Source organism: Geotalea uraniireducens Rf4, from assembly GCF_000016745.1.
In the GTDB taxonomy this organism is placed as follows: domain Bacteria; phylum Desulfobacterota; class Desulfuromonadia; order Geobacterales; family Geobacteraceae; genus Geotalea; species Geotalea uraniireducens.
Genome location: NC_009483.1, coordinates 201,835 through 225,007 on the forward strand (window position 1 = coordinate 201,835; position 23,173 = coordinate 225,007).

17 protein-coding genes are annotated in these 23,173 nt (G+C 56.9%); 9 read left to right on the forward strand and 8 right to left on the reverse strand.

The window, feature by feature from the left end; translation table 11 throughout:
- Window positions 1-4 precede the first annotated feature (4 nt).
- From GURA_RS00730 to GURA_RS00765, 8 genes are all read right to left on the reverse strand, one after another.
- Window positions 5-1,009, reverse strand: coding sequence for a 4Fe-4S dicluster domain-containing protein (locus GURA_RS00730; RefSeq protein WP_011937091.1), 1,005 nt, complete (start codon window positions 1,007-1,009; stop codon window positions 5-7).
- A gap of 169 nt (window positions 1,010-1,178) precedes the next feature.
- The gene (locus GURA_RS00735; protein ID WP_011937092.1) at window positions 1,179-2,126 is read right to left on the reverse strand and encodes a 4Fe-4S dicluster domain-containing protein; all 948 of its coding nucleotides are present in this window, start codon (window positions 2,124-2,126) and stop codon (window positions 1,179-1,181) included.
- Between the two features lie 117 nt (window positions 2,127-2,243).
- Window positions 2,244-2,729: a hydrogenase iron-sulfur subunit gene (locus GURA_RS00740; RefSeq protein ID WP_011937093.1), complete on the reverse strand. Its 486-nt coding sequence runs from the start codon at window positions 2,727-2,729 to the stop codon at window positions 2,244-2,246.
- A gap of 133 nt (window positions 2,730-2,862) precedes the next feature.
- Window positions 2,863-4,860: a CoB--CoM heterodisulfide reductase iron-sulfur subunit A family protein gene (locus GURA_RS00745; RefSeq protein WP_011937094.1), complete on the reverse strand. Its 1,998-nt coding sequence runs from the start codon at window positions 4,858-4,860 to the stop codon at window positions 2,863-2,865.
- Between the two features lie 150 nt (window positions 4,861-5,010).
- Window positions 5,011-5,898: a CoB--CoM heterodisulfide reductase iron-sulfur subunit B family protein gene (locus GURA_RS00750; protein WP_011937095.1), complete on the reverse strand. Its 888-nt coding sequence runs from the start codon at window positions 5,896-5,898 to the stop codon at window positions 5,011-5,013.
- A gap of 135 nt (window positions 5,899-6,033) precedes the next feature.
- Window positions 6,034-6,612, reverse strand: a complete 579-nt coding sequence (locus GURA_RS00755) for a 4Fe-4S dicluster domain-containing protein (RefSeq protein WP_011937096.1) — start codon at window positions 6,610-6,612, stop codon at window positions 6,034-6,036.
- 341 nt (window positions 6,613-6,953) lie between these two features.
- Window positions 6,954-9,089: an L-lactate dehydrogenase (quinone) large subunit LdhH gene (gene ldhH, locus GURA_RS00760; protein WP_011937097.1), complete on the reverse strand. Its 2,136-nt coding sequence runs from the start codon at window positions 9,087-9,089 to the stop codon at window positions 6,954-6,956.
- The gene (locus GURA_RS00765; protein WP_011937098.1) at window positions 9,086-9,640 is read right to left on the reverse strand and encodes a LutC/YkgG family protein; all 555 of its coding nucleotides are present in this window, start codon (window positions 9,638-9,640) and stop codon (window positions 9,086-9,088) included. The genes ldhH and GURA_RS00765 overlap by 4 nt, the downstream gene beginning before the upstream one ends.
- 447 nt (window positions 9,641-10,087) lie before the next feature.
- Here GURA_RS00765 and GURA_RS22545 point away from each other — a divergent pair, with 447 nt between their 5' ends.
- From GURA_RS22545 to GURA_RS00815, 9 genes are all read left to right on the forward strand, one after another.
- Window positions 10,088-12,037 (forward strand): L-lactate permease, encoded by a 1,950-nt coding sequence (locus GURA_RS22545; protein WP_011937099.1) that lies wholly within the window; start codon window positions 10,088-10,090, stop codon window positions 12,035-12,037.
- 316 nt (window positions 12,038-12,353) lie between these two features.
- Window positions 12,354-13,520, forward strand: coding sequence for an ADP-forming succinate--CoA ligase subunit beta (sucC, locus tag GURA_RS00780; protein WP_011937100.1), 1,167 nt, complete (start codon window positions 12,354-12,356; stop codon window positions 13,518-13,520).
- Between the two features lie 12 nt (window positions 13,521-13,532).
- Complete coding sequence (gene sucD / locus GURA_RS00785; protein ID WP_011937101.1) at window positions 13,533-14,405, forward strand: succinate--CoA ligase subunit alpha; 873 nt, start codon at window positions 13,533-13,535, stop codon at window positions 14,403-14,405.
- Between the two features lie 59 nt (window positions 14,406-14,464).
- Entirely contained in the window at window positions 14,465-14,641 is a 177-nt protein-coding gene (locus tag GURA_RS00790) for a ribbon-helix-helix protein, CopG family (RefSeq protein WP_011937102.1), read from the forward strand.
- A 241-nt stretch (window positions 14,642-14,882) separates the two neighbouring features.
- Window positions 14,883-15,602, forward strand: coding sequence for a FadR/GntR family transcriptional regulator (locus tag GURA_RS00795; protein WP_011937103.1), 720 nt, complete (start codon window positions 14,883-14,885; stop codon window positions 15,600-15,602).
- 91 nt (window positions 15,603-15,693) lie between these two features.
- Entirely contained in the window at window positions 15,694-17,403 is a 1,710-nt protein-coding gene (locus GURA_RS00800; protein WP_041245197.1) for an ABC transporter ATP-binding protein, read from the forward strand.
- On the forward strand, window positions 17,404-19,254 hold the full coding sequence (locus GURA_RS00805) for an ABC transporter ATP-binding protein (protein WP_011937105.1): 1,851 nt from the start codon (window positions 17,404-17,406) through the stop codon (window positions 19,252-19,254).
- A 240-nt stretch (window positions 19,255-19,494) separates the two neighbouring features.
- Window positions 19,495-19,773: a hypothetical protein gene (locus GURA_RS00810; RefSeq protein WP_011937106.1), complete on the forward strand. Its 279-nt coding sequence runs from the start codon at window positions 19,495-19,497 to the stop codon at window positions 19,771-19,773.
- Between the two features lie 262 nt (window positions 19,774-20,035).
- Window positions 20,036-23,167: an HsdM family class I SAM-dependent methyltransferase gene (locus tag GURA_RS00815; protein WP_041245198.1), complete on the forward strand. Its 3,132-nt coding sequence runs from the start codon at window positions 20,036-20,038 to the stop codon at window positions 23,165-23,167.
- The last annotated feature ends 6 nt before the right edge of the window (window positions 23,168-23,173 follow it).

Below are 23,173 nucleotides of genomic sequence, written 5' to 3' on the forward strand. Positions count from 1 at the left end.
CGCTTTATTTGCTGTTGATTTCGTCCAATACCGCCTTGATATCGATCCCGACCGGACAGGCACGAATGCACCTGCCGCAGCCGGTGCAGAGCGTCTGGCCGAACTTGTCGCCGTAATACTTGAACTTGTGCATGATCCTGTTTCTGTAACGCTTGTTCTGCATATCCCGCGGGTTGTGCCCCGAGGCGTGGTTGGTGAACTTGGCAAAGCCGCAGGCGTCCCAGCTCTTCCGCCTGGCCCCCTTGGCCTCGGTCCCCTCGTCCACTATGTCGAAGCAGTGGCAGGCCGGGCAGAGGAAGGCGCAGGCGCCGCAACCGGCGCACCGATCGGCGATCTCCGTCCAGAGCGGGTTCTCGAAGTTGTTGTCGAGCCAGCTCTTTATCTTTTCCAGGTCGAGCGATTCTCCCGCCGGTTCGGCCGGCGGCAGCGGCTTTGCCGAACCGGCGTCGCTGAAGAACTGCGCCCGTTTCTCCAGAAGCTCCTTCCCCTTGTCGGTGACGGCTTGGGCTGCGTAACCGCCACCCTCAAGCGGGGTGAGGAACAGGTCCGAGCCCCTGGTATCCGCCGGGGAAAGACCGACAGCGGTGCAGAAACAGGCGTCATCGGCAGTCGTGCAGGCAAGCCCGATAATGGTCGTTTTTCTGCGCCTCTCCAGGTAAAACTCGTCGTTGTAATCCCAGGAGAAGACCGCATCGAGGATCGACGGAGCTGCCGCATCGCACGGCCGGGCGCAGAGCAGCACGGTTTCCGGGAAGGAGGCCGGGTCCACGTCGTTTACCCTCACACCGCCCTTGTCCTTTTCAAAGGTGAGGATGGTCTCGCAGAGGGGGAAGAACGTTTCCTTGGCGGACCTGCGCGGAAGGGCGCCGAGCGCCAGCTCGTCGCCACTTTTAAGCGGCTCATAGAGGGCCATGGTGCCCGCCTGCTTCGGGGCGACTACTCTTGCCCCTTCTTTCAGCAGGGTATCGACGAGGAGACGGAGGTTCTGTTCGGTTATTGTTTTCGGCATATGATCTCGCTTAGATTTTTGCCACAGAGCCACGGAGACTCAGAGAAAAATCAAAAACATGTTTTCGGTTTTGTTTGATCCGACTTGATCCGATTTTTCCGCGTACCATTGTTTTTCAGCTTTTCTCTGTGAATCTCTGTGTCTCCGTGCCTCTGTGGCAGAATTGCTGTTATTTTATGAACGACTGATCGTCGTCCTCTCTGTACTCCGCCAAAGGCCCCTTCTCCTTCGGCTCAAGCCCCGCCTCATGACCGTAGAGCTCTTTCAGCTCCTTTGCCATCTTCCGGTTGAGGAGGTTCAGCGGAATGTCCATCGGGCAGGCTCGCTCGCATTCGGCGCACCCCGCGCAACGGCCGGAGAGGTGCATGGCCCGGACGATGTGCCACGCCATGTTTCCCGCCGGACGCGGGCTTGTCTCAACCGCCTGGGGGCGGTTACGGTCGCACATGCACTGTTCGCAGTAGCAGAAGGGGCAGATGCTCCGGCAGGCCAGACAGCGCACGCAGCGGGAGAAATGTTCCTTCCAGAACGACCAGCGCTCCCGGGGTGTCATCGCTTCGAGCCGTGCCAGCTCCTCAGCTTCCACCGGGGACAATTCCGGCAGGGAGGGGAGACTGCCGGCGACAGAATCGGCTCCTTTCGGCTCGCGTACCGTGCACTCCCGGCATTTCTTCGCGATGTTGGCGGTGGTCAGCGGCTCGCCGGTTGCGGCGCCGCTCCCCTTCACCCCGGCGCAGGCAACGGCGATGATGTGGACGTCCTCCCGCTTCAGCTGGGATTCACCCATCAGTCCCGCCAGGGCACGCATATCGCACCCCTTGGCGACGATCGCCACCTTTCCCGTCTTCCGGATATCCTTCTTCGCCTTGGTCAGGTAGAGGGCCAGGTTGTTGACGCAGGCCGGGGAGAAGATCAGGTCATTCGCCCGGGCAGGGTCGGTGATGATGGCAGGCATGGCCGTGCCTTTCCTCTTGCCCGCCTGGTAGCCGATCACCGCGGCTACGGTACCGTCGGTCAGGAGCCTGGCGGCCTCCGCCCGGATCGCCTCGGTAACGGCAGCGTAGTAGCCGGTGTCCACCAGCGGGGTTGTGTCGAGTTGTTGTGCTGTGTTGGTCATGATTTCCTAAACCGTTCTCACCACTAAGGCACTAAGGACACGAAGAAAACCAAAAAAACGGGTTTTAGACTTTAGTCTTTCTTTGTGCTCTTAGTGTCTTAGTGGTGAATGTAGTCGTTAAATGTTGTTGTACGCTTCTTTAAGCTCCGGGGTATCAATCTTCCCCGACCAGCACTCCTCAATCTCCAGCTCCTTGAATTCAAGCATCGGCCCCATGGCCCGGACACGCTCGGTGAGCTCGGTCACCACCTCGACCCACTTCCCCCCTTCGGCTGCGGAGACCCAGGAGAACTGGAGGCGCGAGAGATCTACGCCGACGAATTCCAGGAGCTTCCTGAAGGCGGCGAAACGACGGCGGGCGTGGAAGTTGCCGGCCATGTAGTGGCAGTCCCCCGGATGGCAGCCGGAGACGAGCACCCCGTCGGCCCCTTTCTGGAAGGCCTTGAGGATGAAGACCGGATCGATGCGGCCGGTGCAGGGGAACTTGACGACCCTCACGTTTGAAGGGTACTGCATTCGGCTGGTGCCGGCCAGGTCCGCACCGGCGTAGGTGCACCAGGTGCAGACGAAGGCTACTATCTTTGGTTCGAAGTCGTGTTTCATAACAATCCTGTTCGAGGTTCGAGGTTCGAGGTTCGAGGTTCGAGGTTCGAGGTTCGAGGTTCGAGGTTCGAGGTTCGAGGTTCGAGGTTCGGTTCTTGTTTTTCAACATCGAACCTCGAACCTCGAACCGGTTTTATAACGCTTCTATCATCGCCACGATCTGTTCATCGGTATAGCCGTCCAGCTCCACCGATTTGGACGGGCAGGTGGCCTGGCAGGTGCCGCAGCCGCCGCAGACGCCGGGGTTGACGTAGGCCACGACTCTTATCAGGTTGCCGTTTCTGTCCCTGATCTCCTTTTCCTCTACCGCGCCGTAGGGGCAGACCTTCTTGCAGTAGAAGCAGGCGACGCAATTTTTCTCGTTCACCTTGGCGACGATCGGCTCTCTTTCGAGCTCGTCCCTGGAGAAGAGGGTCATCACCTTGGCTGCGGCGGCACTCGCCTGGGAGACGGTGTCGGGGATATCTTTCGGCCCCTGGCAGGCGCCGGCGAGATAAATTCCGGCTGTGGCGCATTCAACGGGGCGGAGTTTGGCGTGGGCCTCGGAGTAGAAGTTGTACTTGTCGTAGGAGATCCCCAGCTTCTGGGCCAGGGTGTCGGCGCCTTGCCTTGGCTGGACCGCGGTGGCCAGGACTACCAGATCCGCCTCGATCTCCACCTGGACCCCGACCGAGATGTCGCTCCCCATGACCACGACCTTGTCCCCCTTCTGGTAGAGGCGGGAGACCATGCCGCGGATGTAGCCCGCTTCTTCTTCCTCCACGGCCCGCCGCCAGAACTCGTCGTATCCCTTGCCCGGTGTTCTCGCGTCCATGAAGAAGACATAGGCCTGGCCGTCGTGCACCTTGTGCTTGTAGAGCATGGTGTGCTTGGCGGTGTACATGCAGCAGATCTTGGAGCAGTAGGAGATCCCCTTTTCCCTGGCGCGGGAGCCGACGCATTGGATGAAGACCACCTGTTTCGGTTCCTTGCCGTCTGAGGGGCGGAGGATCTTGCCGCCGGTGGGGCCGGATGCCGAGGCGAGCCGCTCGAAGGTCATGCCGTCGATGACGTCGGGGATCTTGCCGTGGCCGAATTCGCCATACCCCTTGATCGGGGAGCCCTTGGGCTTTTCGGTGATGTCGTAGAGCTCGAAGCCGGTGGCGACGACGATGGCCCCGACCTTTTCCACGATGAGTTCATCTTCCTGGGTGTAGTCAACGGCTCCGGGGCCGCAGACCTTCTGGCAGACCCCGCACTTGCCGGTCTTGAACCAGGTGCAGTTCTCCCGGTCGATGACCGGGGTGTTGGGGACGGCCTGGGGGAAGGGGACGTAGATGGCGGGGCGCATTCCCATATTCCGGTCAAAGGCGTTGGGGATCTTCTTCTGCGGGCACTTGGCCATGCAGATCCCGCAGCCGGTGCACTTGGCCATGTCGACGCTGCGGGCCTTCTTCTTGATGGTGATCTGGAAGTTGCCGATGTAGCCGTCGACGTTCTCGATCTCGCTGTAGGTATGAAGGGTGATGTTCGGGTGGTTGGCCACGTCGACCATCTTCGGGGTCATGATGCACTGGGAGCAGTCCAGGGTCGGGAAGGTCTCGGAGAGCTGGGCCATGTGGCCGCCGATGGAGGGCTCCCGCTCGACCAGCACCACCTGGTGGCCGGCGTCGGCGATGTCCAGGGCTGCCTGGATGCCGGCGATGCCGCCGCCGATGACGAGCGACCTTTTGGTGATCGGGACGGTGATGGGTGCAAGTTTCTTGTCCTTCTTCACCCGCTCGACCAGCATGGCGACGATCTCGCTCGCCTTGGCCGTGGCTTCTTCCCGGTCCTCGTGGACCCAGGAGCAGTGCTCGCGGATGTTGGCCATCTCGCACAAAAAGGGGTTCAGACCCGCGCTCTGGGCAGCTTTCCTGAAGGTCTTCTCGTGCATCCGCGGGGAGCAGGCGGCAACGACGATGCCGTCGAGATTGTGCTCGGCAACGGCCTTTTTGAGCAGGTTTTGCCCCGGGTCGGAGCACATGTACTTGTAGTCGGTGGCAAAAGCGACGCCGGAGAGCGCTCCCGCTTCCCGGGCTACCCGTTCCACGTCAACGGTTCTGGATATGTTTTCACCACAGTGGCAGACGAATACGCCGATTCTGGACATGCATCAATTCCTTGTAGGGGCGGGGTCTTCCCGCCCTTATTTATCGTTGTTCCGGCAGGGCGGGGGTCCGTCCTTTTTTCGCATTGTTCCGGCAGGGCGGGGGTCCGTCCTTTTTTCGCATTGTTCCAACAGGGCGGGGAAACCCCGCCCCTACAGTAGGTTCTTTTCTTTTAATAACGGCAAGGGACTGACCATCATGCTGTCGAAGCCGAGTTTGGCTGCTGGAACCCCGGCGGCCAGGGCCAGGAGCTGGGTCATGTAGAAGACCGGCATGTTGTAACGGGTGCCGGTGGCCTCTTCGATCTCCTTCTGGCGGATGTCCAGGTTGCCGTGGCAAAGCGGACAGGCGACCATGAGGCAGTCGGCGCCGGCCGCTTTGGCCGAGGCGAGGATGTCGCCCGAAAGCTTCAATACCACGCCGGGGCGCGACAGGGTGAAGTTGGCGCCGCAGCACTCGAGCCGGTGGCTCCAGGCGACGGTCTCGGCTCCGGTGGCGCCGATGACCCGCTCCATGATGGTCGGGGCTTCGGTGCAGTCCAGTTCCGGCACTTCTGGGGGCCGGGTGAGGAGGCAGCCGTAGTAGCAGGCTACCTTGAGGCCGGAGAGGGGCTTTTGCACCGCTTCCTGGAGTTGCTCCAGGCCGTAGTCTTTGGCCAGGATCTCCAGCAGGTGCTTGACCTTCTTCTCCGGTACGCTGCCGGCAATGGCGTGCTCCACCTGCTTGCGCTTCTCCGGGTTGTCGGCCAGTCTGTGCTGGGTGGTCTTGAGTCTGGAGAAGCAGGCGGCGCAGGCGACTGCCAGGTCCCCCTTGACTTCGTCGGCCAGGGAGAGGTTCTTGGCGCACAGGGAGAGCGACAACAGTTCGTCCACGTTGTGGGCCGGGGTGGCGCCGCAGCAGAGCCAGTCCGGCACTTCCTTGAGACCGATCTTCAGCGCCTTGAACAGACCGCGGGTGGATATGTCGTACTCCTTGCCCGAGGCGTGCAGTGAGCAGCCGGGATAGTAGGAGTAGGTGAGTTTTGAGTTTGTAGAGTTCATAGAGTTCTTTGAGTTCTTTGAGTTTATTGAGTTCTTTGAGTTTATTGAGTTTATTGAGTTCTTTGAGTTTATTGAGTTTATTGAGTTTATTGAGTTACATGGGTTCAACACCATAACTCATCGAACTCATAAAACTCATAAAACGGTTTTCCGCATCTCTTCGATCCGGTTGAAGATATTTTCAATCTCGGTGATGTTCTTGTTTTTGGAGTGGAACATTTTAAGCTTCCCCCGGGAGAGGAGCTTGGGGCCGAGCAGCAGGTCCTTCAGGAACTGCCCGCTCTTGACGTTGAACACGGCGCCGAGCCGCATCTCGTACTGGCGGCCGTAGGTTTTTATGTTCTCGATGAAGAGCCGGTTGGCGAGCTGGACATAGCTCTCCTTGGAGGGGCCGTTGGCGTCCCAGGAGAGTTTGCGCAGCGCATCCATGATCGCTGCCAGGTCCACCTTGTTGGGGCAGCGGGTGGAGCAGGTCTCGCACGAGGCGCAGTACCAGATGGATCGACCGGCCAGAATCCGCTCCCACTGGCCGAGCTGCAACAGGCGCATGATCCGGTTGGGCGGGTGTTCCATGAAGCTTCGCATGGGGCAGCCGGCCGTGCACTTGCCGCACTGGAAACAGCGCCGTACCGAACTGCCGGAGAGGGACTCCACCTTGCGAACGAAGTCGAGGTTCATCGTTTCGGTGGAGAGTGTCATCTTGGTGTGCTTCATTGAAATTCCTTTCCCTCTTCATTGACGGGATGACAAAAAGCCCATGACGATAGCGACTGCTGATGAAAAGGAGAGGGCTTTTTATTTACACTAAATTATTGCTGTGATATTGCCTGATATATAAGAGTAATTAATCTACGCTTTTAATAATACTAAAAATTGATAACATATGACGACATATTTTGTCAACATATACGTTTAATGGCGGCATCCGCACAGCGCGTCAGTTGAAGCATACCGGGTCAGGGCCGCCACTAAAAACAGCGGCGGATTTTGCCTGCTCCCTCTCGGATTGACGGCTCAATATGCCCTATATCTCATAAAGTGGCGCCGTTTCAGCCTTAATCCTCCAGCTGTTCGGCCAGCAGTTCCACGGTGTGCCGTACTCTGATGTCGGCGCCGTCCTGGTCCATGCCACCCCTGATCTGCATGACGCAACCGGGGCAGTCCATGGCTACGACCGGCGCACCGGTCTCCTTGATGTTCGTCAGTTTGCGCTGCAGGATCGGGGCTGATATCTCCGGCAGCTTGATTGAGTAGGAACCGCCCATGCCGCAGCAGGTATCGCACTCGAACATTTCGGTCAGCTCGTATCCCACCTTGTTCAACAGTTCCCTCGGTTCTTCGGACACATGCAGCGTCCTCTTCAGGTGGCAGGAGTCGTGATAGGTTACCTTGCCGAGTTTTCGGCCTTCTTTCAGGGTCAGGCGCCCCTCATCCACCAGCTTTTTGACCAGGGAGGAAAAGTCGACCGTTTTCCCGGCCAGTTCCTTTGCCCGGGGCATCCATTCGGTCTGCCCGAGGCTTTCAAAGGTGCTGATGAATTCATGGGCTAACGCTACCGTGCAGGTCGGACAGGCTGAAATGACATACTGCACATCCTCGCTCAGGAGGGCCTTGATGTTGTCGATGGCATTCTTTTCAGCTACCTCATAGGCCCCGCTGTAGCGGGCGGGAGCACCGCAGCAGGTCTGCTCCTCCGGGAATACCACCTCGATACCGGCCTTGTTGAGAATCTTGACCAGTGCTTCTCCCATCTCCGGATAGGCAAAGTCGATCAGGCAGCCGGCATAAAAGGCGGCCTTTTCTTTCAGTTTAGGCTGCTTGATCTTTTTGAACCGGTCCCTGAACGGCTCCGCGGCAATGGCGGGCAGGCTGCGGCCGTCGGTGAGATCTGCCAGGAACAGCGGCAGGTGGCGGAGGAACTTGCCCGAAGTAAGCGGCTTGCCGGCTATCGAGGCCGCCCGCAGCATGCCGTGGAAAAGCCTGCGGTTGTTAACCACGCGGTAGATCGCTTTTTGCAGCAGTGGCAGCCCCTCTTTTTGCACCAGGCGCCGCCTGATCTCCATAATCAGCTCGGGAATATCGATTTTGCCCGGGCAGATCTCCTTGCAGTTGCCGCACTGGATGCAGAGACCCTGAATCTCCTCGGATTTCTTCAGTTCATCGAACCAGGCGGTGAGAATGGTGCCGATGCCGCCGGTATAGATCTTGCCGAAAACGTGACCGCCGACGAGGCGGAAGACCGGACAAACGTTCAGGCATGAGCCGCATCTGATGCACTGCATAGCCTGTTTGAATTTGGGGTCGTTCGCCATCTCGGTCCTGCGGTTGTCCATGAGGATGATGTGCAGGTCTTTCATGGAGCCGTCGGTGTTGGGTGCCGGACCGGTGATGATCGAGACATAGCTGGTCAGGAGCTGGGCCGTGGCGCTCCGCGGCAGTGCCGTTAACACAGGGACGACATCGGCAAATTTTTCAACGAACTTTTCGATGCCGACCAGGGCAATATGGATCTTCGGCAGGGTGGTGACCATCCTGGCGTTACCCTCGTTGGTAACGAGGACGATGCTCCCGGTTTCGGCAACCGCGATATTCCCGCCGGTGATGCCCATGTCTGCTGCCAGGAACTTGGAGCGCAGTTCTTTGCGGGCCACCTCGACCAGTCTCGGGATGTCGGTGGTCAGGCGCTCATTGACCTCCTTGCTGAAGAGATCGGAAACCTCCTCCTTGGTCATATGGATGGCGGGCATGACCATGTGCGATGGTGTCTGACCGGCCAACTGGATGATCCATTCTCCCAGGTCCGTTTCCCCGACCGCGATGCCTGCCTTTTCCAGATAACTGTTGAGATGAATCTCTTCCGTGGCCATGGACTTGGATTTGACCACGGTTTTAACGTTGTTTTCTTTGGCAACCTTGAGGATGTATTCCTTGACCTTTTCTGGGTCGTTGGTTTGGAAAACCTTGGCGCCAAGGGCTTCGGCGTTCCGGGTGAAAGCGGCCGCCATCAGGTCCAGATGTGATGCGGCATGGGACTTCCGCTCGGCGATGGTGGTCCGCAGCACCTCGAAGTCGATCCCCTCATAGGCCTTGGCGCGGTTGACCTTGTAGGCCTCGGAAAATTTTCCGAGCGCTCCCGTGAGGTTGGCATTGTTGACAGCCCTGTCGATGGATTCCTTGAAATCACTTTTCATTCGGCAACTCCATCCAGCTCATCGATAAAGACGATGACCAGTCGCTTCGGGCCATGCACGCCGATGGTGAGTACGCGCTCGATGTCGGCAGTCCGGCTCGGCCCGGTGATAAAGGCGATGTACCTGCTTGTCTCGGGGGTGATCCTGCTGAAGACTGCGGTTTTATCGGGCAGGATCCTGTCTGTCCCGATCAGGGTGATATGGATGACAGGCAGGGTTGCTGCCAGCCTCTGCTCGACAGCGGTCTGGTCCGCCACCAGTGAGCCGGTATCCGTTAAGGCCCAGCCCGCCTCGCTGATGCCGATCCTGGAATCAGCGGCTGTCTGGCGGCTGACGTTAAAGCTGAGCCCGGGAACTTTCCCGCTAAGCTGCGCAGTGTCGATACCGGTCAAAAACGGGCCGTTGGCCCAGACCGCATAGGATTGCGGCGCATCGGCCGTACCTTCCTGCTGCAGGAACGTCAGGATGAAGCCGAGAGCATCTCCCCTGGTTCTGAAGCGATGTACCTCTGCGCCAACCCCCTCTGCCCTGAGCTTGAATTGTTCATACATGGAGTATTGCCCCCTTTTTATTTTCGCACTTCGAGATAAACATTCTATTGGTCGTATTTAATTTAAAAGGCTGTAAAGCGTCAGAACAAAATCCGGGTTCACAGCACTGCTAAAGTTAAGCCAATGTTTCATTGGTGTAGGAAAGGCGTTTTAATTCGGGGCCTGTCGCTTTGGTGAATCGTGCTGATCTAACGCCTGCTTATACCATGATTGCAAAATGTATAACCACATTACATATTACCATAAACGTCTTAACTCTCCTTGTCAACAGAGTTTTTGAGGGTAAGCAAAAAACACTTGACAGGGTTTTGGTAAAAATAGTAATTGGTAATACAACTTTGCAGAACTCGATTTTATTTTACGATATACAGATTAATAAAACATCGAACAGATAGCCGCACTGCTCAGGAATTGAAGTCCGGTAATTTTACCTAAAGGAGAAACGTTATGCCCTGGATTCAGAGCTACACCCCGGTAGGAGGAAGTCTCGGTTTGTCGGCACTGGTTGCTGCCATTCCACTCGTGGTAATTTTCGTCTGTCTCGCCGTGCTGAAGATGAAGGCCCACAAGGCAGGACCACTGGCAGTTGTGTCTGCCGTTGCCATCGCCATTGCCGTATGGGGGATGCCGGCCAAGCTGGCCGGTCTCGCCTTCATGCAGGGGGCGGCCTTCGGCCTCTTCCCGGTTTTCTACATCGTCATCACCACTTTGTTCCTGTACAACATTACCGTCAAGGGGGGGCAGTTCGAAATCATCCGGGCCTCGTTGGCCGGCGTGACCGCGGACCGTCGTATTCAGGCACTTTTGATCGCCTTCTGCTTCGGCGCCTTCATCGAGGGCGCCGCAGGATTCGGCACGCCGGTAGCCATTGCCGGAGCCACCCTGGTGGGTCTCGGTTTCCGTCCGCTCTATGCCGCCGGTGTCTGCCTGATCGCCAACACCGCGCCGGTTGCCTTCGGCGCCATCGGTATCCCGGTAGTAGCCCTGGCCGGCGTCATGGGCTACGGCGACGACGGCATGATGAAACTCTCCACCATGGTCGGCCGCCAGCTCCCCTTCATCTCCGTTGTCATTCCGTTCTACGTGATCATGATCATGGTCGGCTGGAAGAAGACCATCGAAGTGCTGCCGGCCATCATTACCTGCGGCGTCACCTTTGCCGTCTGCCAGTGGGCCACCGCCAGCTACCTCGGCCCCTATCTCCCCGACATCATCTCCTCCCTGGCTGCCATGGCTGCCCTGGTACTGCTGCTGCGCGTCTGGAGCCCTAAAGAGAACTACGTCTTCGACCACGAAGCGGCCAGCAAAGGTGTCGAGCAGCATCACTATACCGCCGGCGAGGTGTTCCGCGCCTGGTCACCCTATCTGGCCCTGACCGTGATGGTGCTGTTGTGGGGCATCCCCTCCATCAAGGCCCAGCTTGACAAGAGCAAAGTGGTCATCACCGTGGCCGGCCTGGATAATATGATCGTCAAGAAGGTCTCCAAGCCCGAGGATGGTCTCAAGAAGATCGCCAAGGTGAACGAGGAGATCGACAAGCAGCTGGCCACCCTCTCCCCGACCGATCCGAAACAGGCCGAGCTGGCTGCAAAACTTAAGGAGCTGAAGGGGCTTGAGGATGCCTTCCTGCCGGTTGAAACAGGCCTTGCGGGCAAAGGCGCGGTGCTGACCGACGAGCGCCTCCAGGCCTGCGACCTGGTTTCCAAGAAGATGACCGAAACCAAGAAGCTCTGCGGCGAACTGGTGAAGATCAACGGCGCCAAGAAGGACCAGTTCAAACCCCTCGAAAAGGCGGTCGCCGACCAGCTGCCGATCAAGCTGGCAGCCAAGTACAATTTCAACTTCATGTCCGCCGCCGGCACCGCCATCCTGATTGCCGCCTTCCTCTCCGCGCTGCTCTGCGGTGTAGGTATGGGAGATACCATGAAGATCGCCGGCAAGACCCTCTACGACATGCGCTTCCCGGCACTCACCGTAGCCTCGGTGCTCGGCCTGGCCTACGTCATGAACACCTCGGGCATGACCAACTGCCTCGGCCTCGTCTTCACCAAGACCGGCCACTGGTTCCCGTTCATCGCCCCCTTCCTCGGCTGGCTGGGGGTCTTCCTGACCGGCTCCGATACATCCAGTAACGTGCTCTTCGGCGGCCTGCAAAAGGCCACCGCCGAACAGCTCGGCTTGAACCCGATCCTGACCGGCGCGGCCAACACCAGCGGCGGCGTCATGGGCAAGATGATCTCGCCCCAGTCTCTGGCCGTGGCTACCGCCGCCTGCGGCATGGTGGGCGAAGAGGGCACCCTGTTCCGCTTCACGCTGAAACACTCGATCTTCCTGACCATAGTGGTGGGTATCATCGTCTATCTGCAGGCGTATGTCCTCCAGTGGATGATCCCATAGAGAAGCAGGATAAGGTTTTCGTTCACTTTGATCACAGTTTGAGGTTGAGAATGCTCTCAGCCTCAAACTTAACCCTTAGCCAGCCAAGCCGGAACCAAACAAGAAAAACAAAAACGCAATAAGAACACGGATCAAATCTGATTTAGCGGATTTACGTGAATTAAGCTGAAATTCGGAACAACATGTTTTTTAAAATCCGCGTACATCCGTTCAATCCGCGTCATCCGCGTTCTATTGAAGAATTTGATTTTGATTCTGTTCACGTTTTTTAACGACTCAAGTCATAAGAGACTAATCTGATTCTTTAGGAGAAACCATGAACATTCACGAGTACCAGGCAAAAGCAATTTTGAGAGAGTTTGGTGTCCCAGTTCCCGACGGGCACGTCTGTTACAACGGCGCCAGCGCCCGCGAATGGGCCAAGCGCCTGGGCGAAGGTCCCTGGGTGGTCAAGGCCCAGATCCACGCCGGCGGACGCGGCAAGGGGGGCGGCGTCAAACTGGCCCGTACTGCCGACGAAGTGCGCAAAATAGCCCGAGACATGCTCGGCATGACCCTGCGTACCCACCAGACCGGCCCCGAAGGAAAGGTCGTCACCCGGGTGCTGGTGGAAAACGGCTGCAACATCGCCAATGAACTGTACGTCAGCCTGGTGGTCGACCGTGGCAGCTCCAGGGTAACCGTCATGGCCTCCACCGAAGGCGGCATGGACATCGAAGAAGTTGCCGCCCAAACCCCCGAGAAGATCTTCACCGAAACAGTAGATCCCCTGGTCGGCCTGACCGCATTCCAATGCCGCAAGATCGCCTTCAGCCTGGGACTGGGCGGAAAACTGGTGAACAAGGCCGTCTCAGTGCTTCAAGGTCTCTACAAGACCTTTATCGCCTGCGACTGCTCCATGCTGGAGATCAACCCCCTGGTGATCACCGCCGAGGACGAGCTGCTCGCACTGGACGCCAAATTCGGATTCGACGACAACGCCGTATTCCGTCACCCCAAGCTCGGCGACATGCGAGACTACGACGAAGAAGACCCCAACGAAGTCGAAGCCTCACAGCATGACCTCTCCTACATCTCCCTCACCGGCAACATCGGTTGCCTGGTCAACGGCGCCGGCCTGGCCATGGCCACCATGGACATCATCAAGCATTACGGCGGCGATCCGGCCAACTTTCTCGACGTCGGGGGCGGAGCCACCATCGAGCGCGTCACCGAAGCCTTCAAGATCATCCTCTCCGACAAAAACGTGCAAGGGATACTGGTCAACATCTTCGGCGGCATCATGAAATGCGACATCATCGCCACCGGCGTCGTCGAAGCCGCCAAGCAGGTTTCCCTCAACGTACCGCTGGTGGTACGATTGGAAGGAACCAACGTAGCCAGGGGCAAGGAGATCCTGGCAGAAAGCGGTCTCAACATCGTTGCCGCCGACGGCATGGCCGACGCAGCCCAAAAAATCGTCCAGGCCGTGGTAGCCTGCTAAGGAGAGAGAGCAATGAGCATTCTGATCAACAAAGACACCAAGGTCATCACCCAGGGGATCACCGGCGCCACCGGCCTGTTTCATGCGCAGGGAGCCCGCGAATACGGCACACAGATGGTCGGCGGCGTAACCCCCGGCAAGGGGGGCACAACCATAGACGGCTTTCCCGTATACGACACGGTCAGGGAGGCCGTTCTGCAAACCGGCGCCACCGCCTCCGTCATCTACGTCCCGCCACCCTTTGCCGCCGACTCCATCATGGAAGCAGTCGACGCCGGCATCGAACTGGTCTGCTGCATCACCGAAGGCATCCCCGTCCTGGACATGGTCAAAGTCAAGCAGTACATGAAGGGGAAAAAGACCCGTCTGGTCGGTCCCAACTGCCCCGGCGTCATCACCCCCGGCCAGTGCAAGATCGGCATCATGCCCGGCTATATCCACAAACCCGGCAAAATCGGCGTCGTCTCCAGAAGCGGCACCCTGACCTACGAAGCAGTCTGGCAGCTGACCAGCCTCGGGCTCGGCCAGTCCACCTGTGTCGGCATCGGCGGAGATCCGGTCAACGGCACCAATCACCTGGACGTACTAAAGATGTTCGAGGCAGACCCGGACACCGAAGCAGTCATCATGATCGGCGAGATCGGCGGCACCTCCGAGGAAGAGGGGGCCTACTTCGTAAAAGAGCACATGACCAAGCCGGTGGCGGCCTACATCGCCGGGGTCACCGCCCCTCCCGGCAAGCGCATGGGGCATGCCGGGGCGATCATCTCCGGCGGCAAGGGCACGGCAACGGAAAAGGTGGCGGTGCTGGAAGAGTGCGGCATCAGCGTTGCGGCCAGTCCGGCCGAGATGGCCCAGGCGCTGCTGAAGATCTATAAGCCATGAGGAGTAATGGCGTAGCAAGCGCCTTATCTGCTTCATCCTATTAACCGGAGACCGCTGCAATGGGAAAATGTAAAGAAAAACCTAAGTATAACGTCGTATCCATGAGGGTTAGCGATGAAGAAAAGGCAACCCTGATCGAGATGACGCTACAAAGCTGCAAGAGCATTTCCAGGCTTATGCGGGAAGCAATTCGGCTGTATGCCCAGCAGGCAGAGGCTGGCGTCAACCGGAGATGATAAACCGAATTTGAAGGGTGTTGGACGAGCACATACTGCCATGTGTGCTCCTTTCATGGCCGGGGGGAGGTACATCCCCCGGCCAATTTTTCGACAGGCCGGGAAGTAAGCGCAGTTCATAACCAGAGGAGGAACGAATGAGGTCGCCGGTCAGCGCGGCATCCTCAAATGATATTGCAATCCGTGAGAATCTGTTGTATTTCTGAACTTCGCTCTCTACCGCTCTATGTCAGGAAATTCAATGGTTTTCAAACCCATACGTCCGAAAAAAGTCTCAGCACAAATTGCCGAACAGATCCGTTCCTCGATCCTTGCCGGGGAGTTTGCCCCCGGTGACAAGCTCCCTCCCGAACGCGAACTTGCCGAGATGTTCGGCGTGTCGCGCCCTTCGGTGCGCGAGGCGCTCAATATCCTGACCTCTTCGGGACTGGTCATGTCCTATCAGGGTGGCGGGACCATCGTCAAGTCCCTGGTGGATATCTCCGCTGGCAGCCCCCTCGCCGAGCTGATCAAGGGAGAACAGGCGAGGGCTCTCGACGTGATCGAGGTGCGCAAATGCATGGAGGCCTGGACCTCCTATTATGCTGCCCAGCGGGCTCTCCCCGAAGACCTCCGCAAACTGGAGCGGATTGTCGGGGAGATGGAGCGTAACCTGGAGGAGATGAAACCGTCACAGGATCTTGATGCCAATTTCCATATCATCATTGCCCAGGCAACCCACAACGTGGTCTGGCTCCACCTCATGCAGAGCATTTTAGATACCATGAGGGAGTTCCAGCGGGGCGTCTGGCGTGCAGTCTATCTTACCGAAGAAGATCACCGGAACCTTTTTCTGCATCACCGGGCGGTGTTTGAGGCGATCCGGGACCGTGACGCGGAGCGGGCCAGGGATACGATGCTCACCCATCTCACTTTTGCCGAGCACCGCAGCAGTGCTTACGTTACCCAGCAGCAAAAGTAGCAGGACGCATACTGTCATCAGGCAACTTCACTTTTCTTGAGACAATTCTACAAGGTGCGCTATTCGAGAGTTTTCCCTTCTCATACGGTATATTCGCGAAAGCCGCAGAAGTTATCTTCTCGGTGCGCTCTTCCTGGTCGGCACCAACGGCTTTGCCCTGCTTATTCCCTGGCTGTTGAAGCTGGCCATCGACGCACTGCGCCAACCGCTCGCCACACCGCATACCCCGGCCTACTACGCCGCTTTGATAATCGGCGCCGCGCTTCTCCAGGGGATTGTCCGCATCTTTTCCCGCACAACCCTGCTCCATGCGGGCCGCCACATCGAGTACATGATCCGCGAGGACCTCTACGCAAAACTCCTCACCCTGGACCTTCCCTACTTCTCCCGCGAGCGGACCGGCGACATTCTCTCCCGCTTTGCCAACGACCTGACCAATGTCCGCATGCTGCTCGGCTTCGGCGTGCTCAATGTGATCAATACCACGGTTGTCTACCTGGCTGCCCTTTTTCTCATGGTCCACATCAGTCCCTACCTCACCATCTGGGCCATCCTCCCCTTTCCGCTGACCATTATCGCGGTAAAAAGGATGAGCGCCTCCATGTTCCGCCTCTCGCGCAGGGGCCAGGAAGAGCTGTCACGACTCACGAGCCGGGTTGAGGAAAATGTCTCCGCTGCCGCGGTGATCAAGGCTTACTGCCGGGAAGAGGCCGAGATCGAGGCGTTTCGCGGCATCAGTCGGAGCTATCTTGACTGCAACATGGGGATGGCCAGGGTCAGGGGGGCAATGATCCCGATCATGGCCGCCACCGGTGCACTGGGAACGCTCATCGTCCTCTTCATCGGCGGCAGCCGGGTCATCTCCGGGGAACTGACCCTCGGCGACTTCGTCGCCTTCAACGGCTACCTGGCCATGCTCGTCTGGCCGACCCTGATGCTCGGCTGGATCCTCAATCTCATCCAGCGGGGCGCCGCCTCCATGTCGAGGCTCAACGAGGTGCTCGATGCCAAAGCTACCATCAGGGAGCCGGCGCAGCCCGCGGCCATGGGGACGATAGCGGGGAACATCGAGTTCCGCAATCTTTCCTTCACCTATGACAGCGAGCCGTTTTTGCAGGACATCTCGCTGTCGATCCGCAAGGGGATGCGCGTCGGCATTGTCGGCCCTATCGGCAGCGGCAAATCAACCCTGATGCGACTCATCCCCCGCCTCTTCCCGGTGACAGACGGACAGCTCTTCATCGACGGGGTGGACATCAACCGGATTCCGCTTCGGCAGCTGCGCGAGGCCATCGGCTTCGTCCCCCAGGAGAGTTTTCTCTTTTCCCGCACCGTCGGCGACAATGTTGCTTACGGCAAAGAAGGGGCGACAGCAGCGGAGATCGAGGCAGTCGCCAGCCTGGCGAGCCTGGCGGGGGATATAGAGCGGTTCCCCGACGGCTATGCCACGCTGGTCGGGGAGCGCGGGGTTACTCTCTCCGGCGGCCAGAAGCAACGGACCGCCATAGCCCGTGCGTTGCTGAAGGATCCGGCCATCCTCATTCTTGACGACCCCCTGTCGGCGGTGGATGCCCGGACCGAGGAGGATATCCTCCGCGGCTTTGCCGACTACTTCGGCGACCGTACCGTCCTCATCGTCTCCCATCGTCTCTCGGCCCTGCGCGACTGCAACCTGATCATCGTCCTGGACAAGGGGCGGATCGTCGAGCAGGGGAGCCACGGGGAACTGCAGGCTCTGGGCGGCCGGTATGCGGCGATTCACCGCGAGCAGCAGTTAAGGCAAGAGATAGAGGGGTATTGAATGCACTTCGGCGGCATCTATGAAGACGAAATAGTCGGCAAGGCCTACGATCGACGGCTCATGGCGCGCTTCATCCGCCATGTCCTCCCCTACCGGCGGCTGGTGGTGGGCACGCTGCTCATTCTGCCGCTCTTGGCGGCGGCCAAGCTGGCCCAGCCCTGGCTTTTGAAGATCGCCATCGACAACCATATCGTCGCCGGCCGGATGGATGGATTGCCGCTCGTTGCCGCGTACTACCTGGCCCTGATCCTCGCCGAATCGCTCCTGACTTTTGTCGAGGTCTACTATCTCCAGTACCTGGGGCAGCGGGTCATGTTCGACCTGCGCATTGAGCTGTTCAGCCATATCCAGCGGCTTTCCACGCGCTTTTTCGATCGCACCCCGGTGGGGAGCCTGGTGACGCGGCTCACCAGCGATGTGGAGGTGCTGGGGGAGATGTTCGCCGCCGGGGTCATCACCGTTGTCGGCGATATCCTCGTGCTGGCGGGGATCGTCGGCATCATGCTCTGGATGAACCTGCGCCTGTCGCTGGTTACCTTTTCCGTGTTGCCGTTCCTCCTCTGGATCGCCTTCACCTTCCGTAACCGGATGCGCACCGCCTTCCGCCAGGTGCGGGCAAGGCTGGCCAACCTCAACACCTTCCTGGCGGAAAACATCGGTGGCATGGCGGTGGTGCAGCTCTTCAACCGGCAGCGCGCGGAGCAGGAGGAATTCCGCCGTCTCAACGCCGCTTACCGGGATGCCAACCTGCCGGTCATCACTTGGGATGCGGCCCTCTACGCTTTGGTCGAGGCACTTTCTGCCGTGGCAGTCGGCCTCATCATCTGGTACGGAGGGGGAGAGATCGTTCATGGCAGCCTCACCTTCGGCGCGCTGGTCGCCTTTATCCAGTACATCGAGAAATTCTTCTCGCCGATCCGCGATCTGTCGGCCAAGTATTCGGTCATGCAGGGGGCGATGGCGGCCCTGGAGAGGATATACCGGCTGCTAGACACGGAATCTTCCCCCTCACCCCAACCCTCTCCTTTAGGCCCGCTGTTTGGGTCCACCGGGGGAGAGGGGGCCATTGAAGCCCCTCTCCCCTTGGAAAAGGGTGGCGCGGAGCACCGGGTAATGGAACCATCCCCACCCTTCATCGAATTCAAGGACGTCTGGTTCGCCTACCAGGGTGAAGAGTATGTCCTCAAGGGATTCAATCTCCGGCTCAAGCGGGGGGAGAAGGTGGCGCTCGTCGGGGAGACCGGCGGCGGCAAGACGACAGTGACACGGCTTCTGTCGAGGCTTTACGATGTGAATCTCGGCTCCATCACCATCGACGGGGTCGACATCCGCGACCTCCCCCTTGACCAGTTGCGCAGGAAAATCGGCATCGTGCTTCAGGACCCCTACCTATTCACCGGCACGATCGCCTATAACATCGCTCTCGGCGATGCACGGGCAGGGGAGCGGATGGCGCAGGCTGTCCGGGTGGTCGGCGCCGACCGCTTCATCAGCCGCCTTGCCAACGGTTTCAGCGAAGAAGTGCGGGAGCGGGGGGTGAACTTCTCTGCCGGGGAGCGTCAGCTCATCTCCTTTGCCCGGGCGGTGGCCTTCGACCCGGAGATCCTCGTTCTCGACGAGGCGACCGCCAGCGTCGACAGCGAAGCTGAAAGGCTGATCGAGGAGGGGCTCAAAGGTCTTCTCTCCGGCCGGACCTCATTGGTGGTGGCCCACCGCCTCTCCACCATTCAGGACGCCGACCGGATAGTCGTCATCCACCGGGGCGAAAAGATGGAGGAAGGGAGCCACCGGGAGCTGCTGGCGGCAAAGGGGCTCTATTACCGGCTATATCAGTTGCAGTTCAAGGATTGACGGTACTTTCAAAGGGAAGGCCATCATCTATGGTGAGCGGCAGGTACGGAAAAACAACGCTCATGCATGAAATTGTACGGGAGAGCAATGAGACCGAGATTTGGCAAGAGTTGAGACGACACCTTTGAATTCTTGCATGCCAGATACAAATTGCTTTAACCATTGGAACCCCCTATAATCCGTGGTCATCTTGAATTCAATCACTCTGGGGCTGAAAAGTCTTTTCGTGATGGAGGCGTTATGACAAGCAAATCCTTGCCGGTTCGCGGCAACTTATCCTTCGAAGAGCTGAAAAAGCTCAATGAGCATGGCGCGCAATACTGGAGCGCCCGCAAGTTACAGCCACTATTGGGATACACCCAGTGGCGGCGCTTCGAGGATGCGATCAAACGGGCAATGATCTCCTGCGGGCAGTCAGGGAATAATCCCGATTATCATTTTGCCGGCGCCGGCAAAATGATCGAACTCGGAAGTGGGAAGGAAGTACGCGAGACAATCAAGCGTTCTGTAACCACGTAATGCGCTGTTAGCATCTTACGTTCCTAATGCTAGCCAGTGAAAATGTAAAATTGGGCGAAGTAAGGTAAAAGCGATTGGCAATAACGACTTATTGTGTCGTAACCCCATCATAACATGGCAATAAGCAACCATCTTTGCTGGTAGGGACAAATTACATTTTGTTGGATAAATAAATGGTTTTCTGATAAAAACCAACCCGGAGAACGTTTTCGGCCATGTGTAATTTCGGCAGCTTTTCATTGACAGAGAGATTATCGACTACATGACTACCCCCGCACAGAAAGCAATCTGGGTAGAGACCCTCTGGCTCGGGAACCGAAGCCATCCTGATCTTTTTCTTTCTGTGGATGAGGTCATTGGTGTACCGCATGCCTCGGCCATGAGGATCGGGTTCAACAAATTGAACCTATCCGGTTTTTTCTGCATAGACACCATTCCCACCATTGCATTTCTTTCTCAAGAACGAATCAATCGACTCGAAATAACCAGGGTACACAATGCCCTCTGGAACCAGGGACTGGTCAGCCTCCTTTTGGTCACGCTCCCCGACGAGGTCCGTGCTTACTCTCTGGCCAGGAAACCAACCGCAGCGGACGAAGACCTCGACGACGACAAAAAAGACAACCGTCTTATTGATTGCCTTGATCTATTGAAAGATGCGCTTGAAATCTCGCATCTGATTACCGGGGTTGAATCCGGCCGATATTTTCAAAAGAATAAAGAGTACTTTGCACAAAATGAAAAGATCGATGCATTACTTCTGTCAAATTTAAGGGCCACGGAAAACGAGCTGACCTCTGCGCCACTCAATCTGTCAACCGAATCCGCTCAGGCACTGCTGCTGCAGATTACCTTTATTGCCTATCTCGAAGACCGGGGGATTATCGATCCTGACTATTTCCGGGAGGCATTGAAAGGCAAGGGGATATCTACTTTAGAACAGTTGCTGGACGAAAATGATCCTGAAAACCTGAATTCGCTTTTCGAAAAGCTCCATGGAAATTTTAACGGCGACATATTCTTTGCGCCATGTGCATTTGACGGCGAAGCAAAGGCACCAGTACTCAATGCGGGCCATCTGCGAAGTCTTGCGGAATTCAGAAAAGGGGGTGTCGATAAGACTACCGGCCAAGGTCGTTTCTGGCCGTATAACTTCAAATATATCCCCGTTGAGTTGATAAGCGCCATTTACAACCGCTTCCTTGGCGACAGGCCGGTGGAGCGCAAAGTGAGCGGAGCCTTTTATACTCCTCACTTCCTCGCCGATTTAACGGTCAACCAATTGTGGGAAGAATTGACGCCGGCAATCCGATCAAGTCAAGACTTCACGGTGCTGGATCCGGCCTGCGGCTCTGCGATATTCCTTGTCAGAATTTTTCAACGAATGGTGGAGGATTGGCGTTTTCTTCATCCCGGCGGGACTCCCGACTGGGATACTCTGGTTGCCATCGTCGAAAGACTCAACGGTTGGGACAAAGAAACCAGCGCTGTACGCATCGGCATTTTCTCCCTCTATATTGCTTTGCTTGAAGAAGTCGAACCAGCTGCAATTCTCAAACTGTTGGCGGAACGGAAATTGTTGCCCCCACTTTTCAGGAAGACGATGTGCGACAGGGATTTCTTTGGCAAAGATACGCCAAATACCAAATTCGATTTGGTATTTGGCAATCCTCCATGGGTAAGCCGTAAGGAAGATCAGGTCGTTTCTGCCACTGAATGGTGCAAAGCACACGAACTACCGATGCCGGCGAAAGAACTGGCCTGGGCCTTTGTCTGGAAAAGCATCCAACATACTAAATCAGAGGGGATGATCGGCTTACTGCTGCCGGCCATGGGCGTTTTACTCAACCATAGCGAACCTTCCATTCAAGCCAGGGGGCTGTGGCTGAAACAGGTACTTCTGAGTAAAGTCATCAATTTTTCTGATATCTGCTTCCTTCTGTTCGACGGCGCCAAGCGACCGACGGCTTTGTGTATCTTTCGACCGTCCGACAAAAAGCTTAGCGATTATCGGTTCGACTACTGGTGCCCTAAAGCCGACCCGTTGCTGCAACAAACCCGCATGCTTACGTTGAACAGAGGCGATAAGCTATCGTTTAAACTATCCACGGTGCTCCATGATCCGGGCTCTTGGGGGCGGCATCTCTGGATGACAAATCGTGACATGAAACTGCTCGGCTGGATTGGCGGGTTGTCTCGTCTGGAGAGAAAATTAGCCACCTATAAAGAATCACAGCAGAAAGAGTTCGATAAGAAAACAAAAGTTTGGATAATTGGACAAGGATTCCAGCCTTATAATAGTGAAAGAAGCAACAAGAATACTAAACCGAAAAAATCTAACCGGGTCGAAAAAGTTCCATTTTTGGATGCAAATAAGTTTAACGAATATATTATCCCTACGATTTTAATTGACAAGCCTTGGCATACTTCCTTAGTTCGTAGACTTGGGAATCAAGATGGTTTTATTGGACCGCATGTCCTTATACCAAAAGGCGTACGAAGGAAAACTGGATTATTGAGAGCGGCATACGTAGAGCATGATTTATGTTTTACAGATGCAATACAGGCGATCAATTTTCCTGAGACAGATATTCAAAGACTTAAACTGCTAACGGTTATACTGAATAGTCATTTTGCAGCATGGTTCTATTTTCATGAAACCGCTAGCCTTGGAGCTGACCGTGCCTTGGTTCATGAAGAACAGCTATTGGCGCTACCCTTTCCAGAAATAGACGAGTTGCCTGATCCAAAAGCGGCCAGAAATGCTGCGGATAAGATTGTCATGATTTTTGATGATCTGCTTTTGCATAAAGACACATATTCACAAGGCCAATTCCCCGACAACGAAACAATTGAAGAGGTTAACCGGCTCGTCTATCAATACTATGGCCTCACTGAATCGGAATTCATACTCATAGAAGACACCCTCAACTATATTCTGCCAAGCATTCAGCCTCGAAACAAAAGCTTCCCGCATCTTTGGAACAAAGCCGGCAAGAAGCAATGGCAAGAATACATGATCACTCTCTTGTCCGCTCTTGAAGAATGGCTGGACAACGGGAGCCACCTGTCCGCTACATTGATTACCGACAACCCAGACGTGCTGCTGCTCGGCCTGAAAATCGAGCAAAGCCGCCCCAAGCAGTCCATTACCTTCTGTGAACAGGGGGGCGATTTCAACAAAACGCTTTCAAAAATCAATGAAGAGCTTAAACAGCAGGTGTCGAGAAACATTCAGCTCATGCCCGATCTCCGCATTTTCATCGCCGACACCCTCTACCTGTTAAAGCCGCGCACCATGCGCTATTGGCTTAAGAGCACGGCTCTGAACGATGCTGATGCAATTATTGCCGATCTTCAAATCCAGAAATTCCATCATGGGTACAAAGGATAGGTACTG

What these genes read in the sequence shown, in the direction of transcription:
- GURA_RS00735 (WP_011937092.1), bottom strand. Translation starts at nt 2,126, where the DNA reads ATGACCAACACAGCACAACAACTCGACACAACCCCGCTGGTGGACACC.
- GURA_RS00815 (WP_041245198.1), top strand. Translation starts at nt 20,036, where the DNA reads ATGACTACCCCCGCACAGAAAGCAATCTGGGTAGAGACCCTCTGGCTC.
- GURA_RS22545 (WP_011937099.1), top strand. Translation starts at nt 10,088, where the DNA reads ATGCCCTGGATTCAGAGCTACACCCCGGTAGGAGGAAGTCTCGGTTTG.
- GURA_RS00730 (WP_011937091.1), bottom strand. Translation starts at nt 1,009, where the DNA reads ATGCCGAAAACAATAACCGAACAGAACCTCCGTCTCCTCGTCGATACC.
- GURA_RS00805 (WP_011937105.1), top strand. Translation starts at nt 17,404, where the DNA reads ATGCACTTCGGCGGCATCTATGAAGACGAAATAGTCGGCAAGGCCTAC.
- GURA_RS00750 (WP_011937095.1), bottom strand. Translation starts at nt 5,898, where the DNA reads ATGAACTCTACAAACTCAAAACTCACCTACTCCTACTATCCCGGCTGC.
- sucC (WP_011937100.1), top strand. Translation starts at nt 12,354, where the DNA reads ATGAACATTCACGAGTACCAGGCAAAAGCAATTTTGAGAGAGTTTGGT.
- GURA_RS00810 (WP_011937106.1), top strand. Translation starts at nt 19,495, where the DNA reads ATGACAAGCAAATCCTTGCCGGTTCGCGGCAACTTATCCTTCGAAGAG.
- GURA_RS00790 (WP_011937102.1), top strand. Translation starts at nt 14,465, where the DNA reads ATGGGAAAATGTAAAGAAAAACCTAAGTATAACGTCGTATCCATGAGG.
- GURA_RS00740 (WP_011937093.1), bottom strand. Translation starts at nt 2,729, where the DNA reads ATGAAACACGACTTCGAACCAAAGATAGTAGCCTTCGTCTGCACCTGG.
- sucD (WP_011937101.1), top strand. Translation starts at nt 13,533, where the DNA reads ATGAGCATTCTGATCAACAAAGACACCAAGGTCATCACCCAGGGGATC.
- GURA_RS00745 (WP_011937094.1), bottom strand. Translation starts at nt 4,860, where the DNA reads ATGTCCAGAATCGGCGTATTCGTCTGCCACTGTGGTGAAAACATATCC.
- GURA_RS00765 (WP_011937098.1), bottom strand. Translation starts at nt 9,640, where the DNA reads ATGTATGAACAATTCAAGCTCAGGGCAGAGGGGGTTGGCGCAGAGGTA.
- GURA_RS00755 (WP_011937096.1), bottom strand. Translation starts at nt 6,612, where the DNA reads ATGAAGCACACCAAGATGACACTCTCCACCGAAACGATGAACCTCGAC.
- GURA_RS00795 (WP_011937103.1), top strand. Translation starts at nt 14,883, where the DNA reads ATGGTTTTCAAACCCATACGTCCGAAAAAAGTCTCAGCACAAATTGCC.
- ldhH (WP_011937097.1), bottom strand. Translation starts at nt 9,089, where the DNA reads ATGAAAAGTGATTTCAAGGAATCCATCGACAGGGCTGTCAACAATGCC.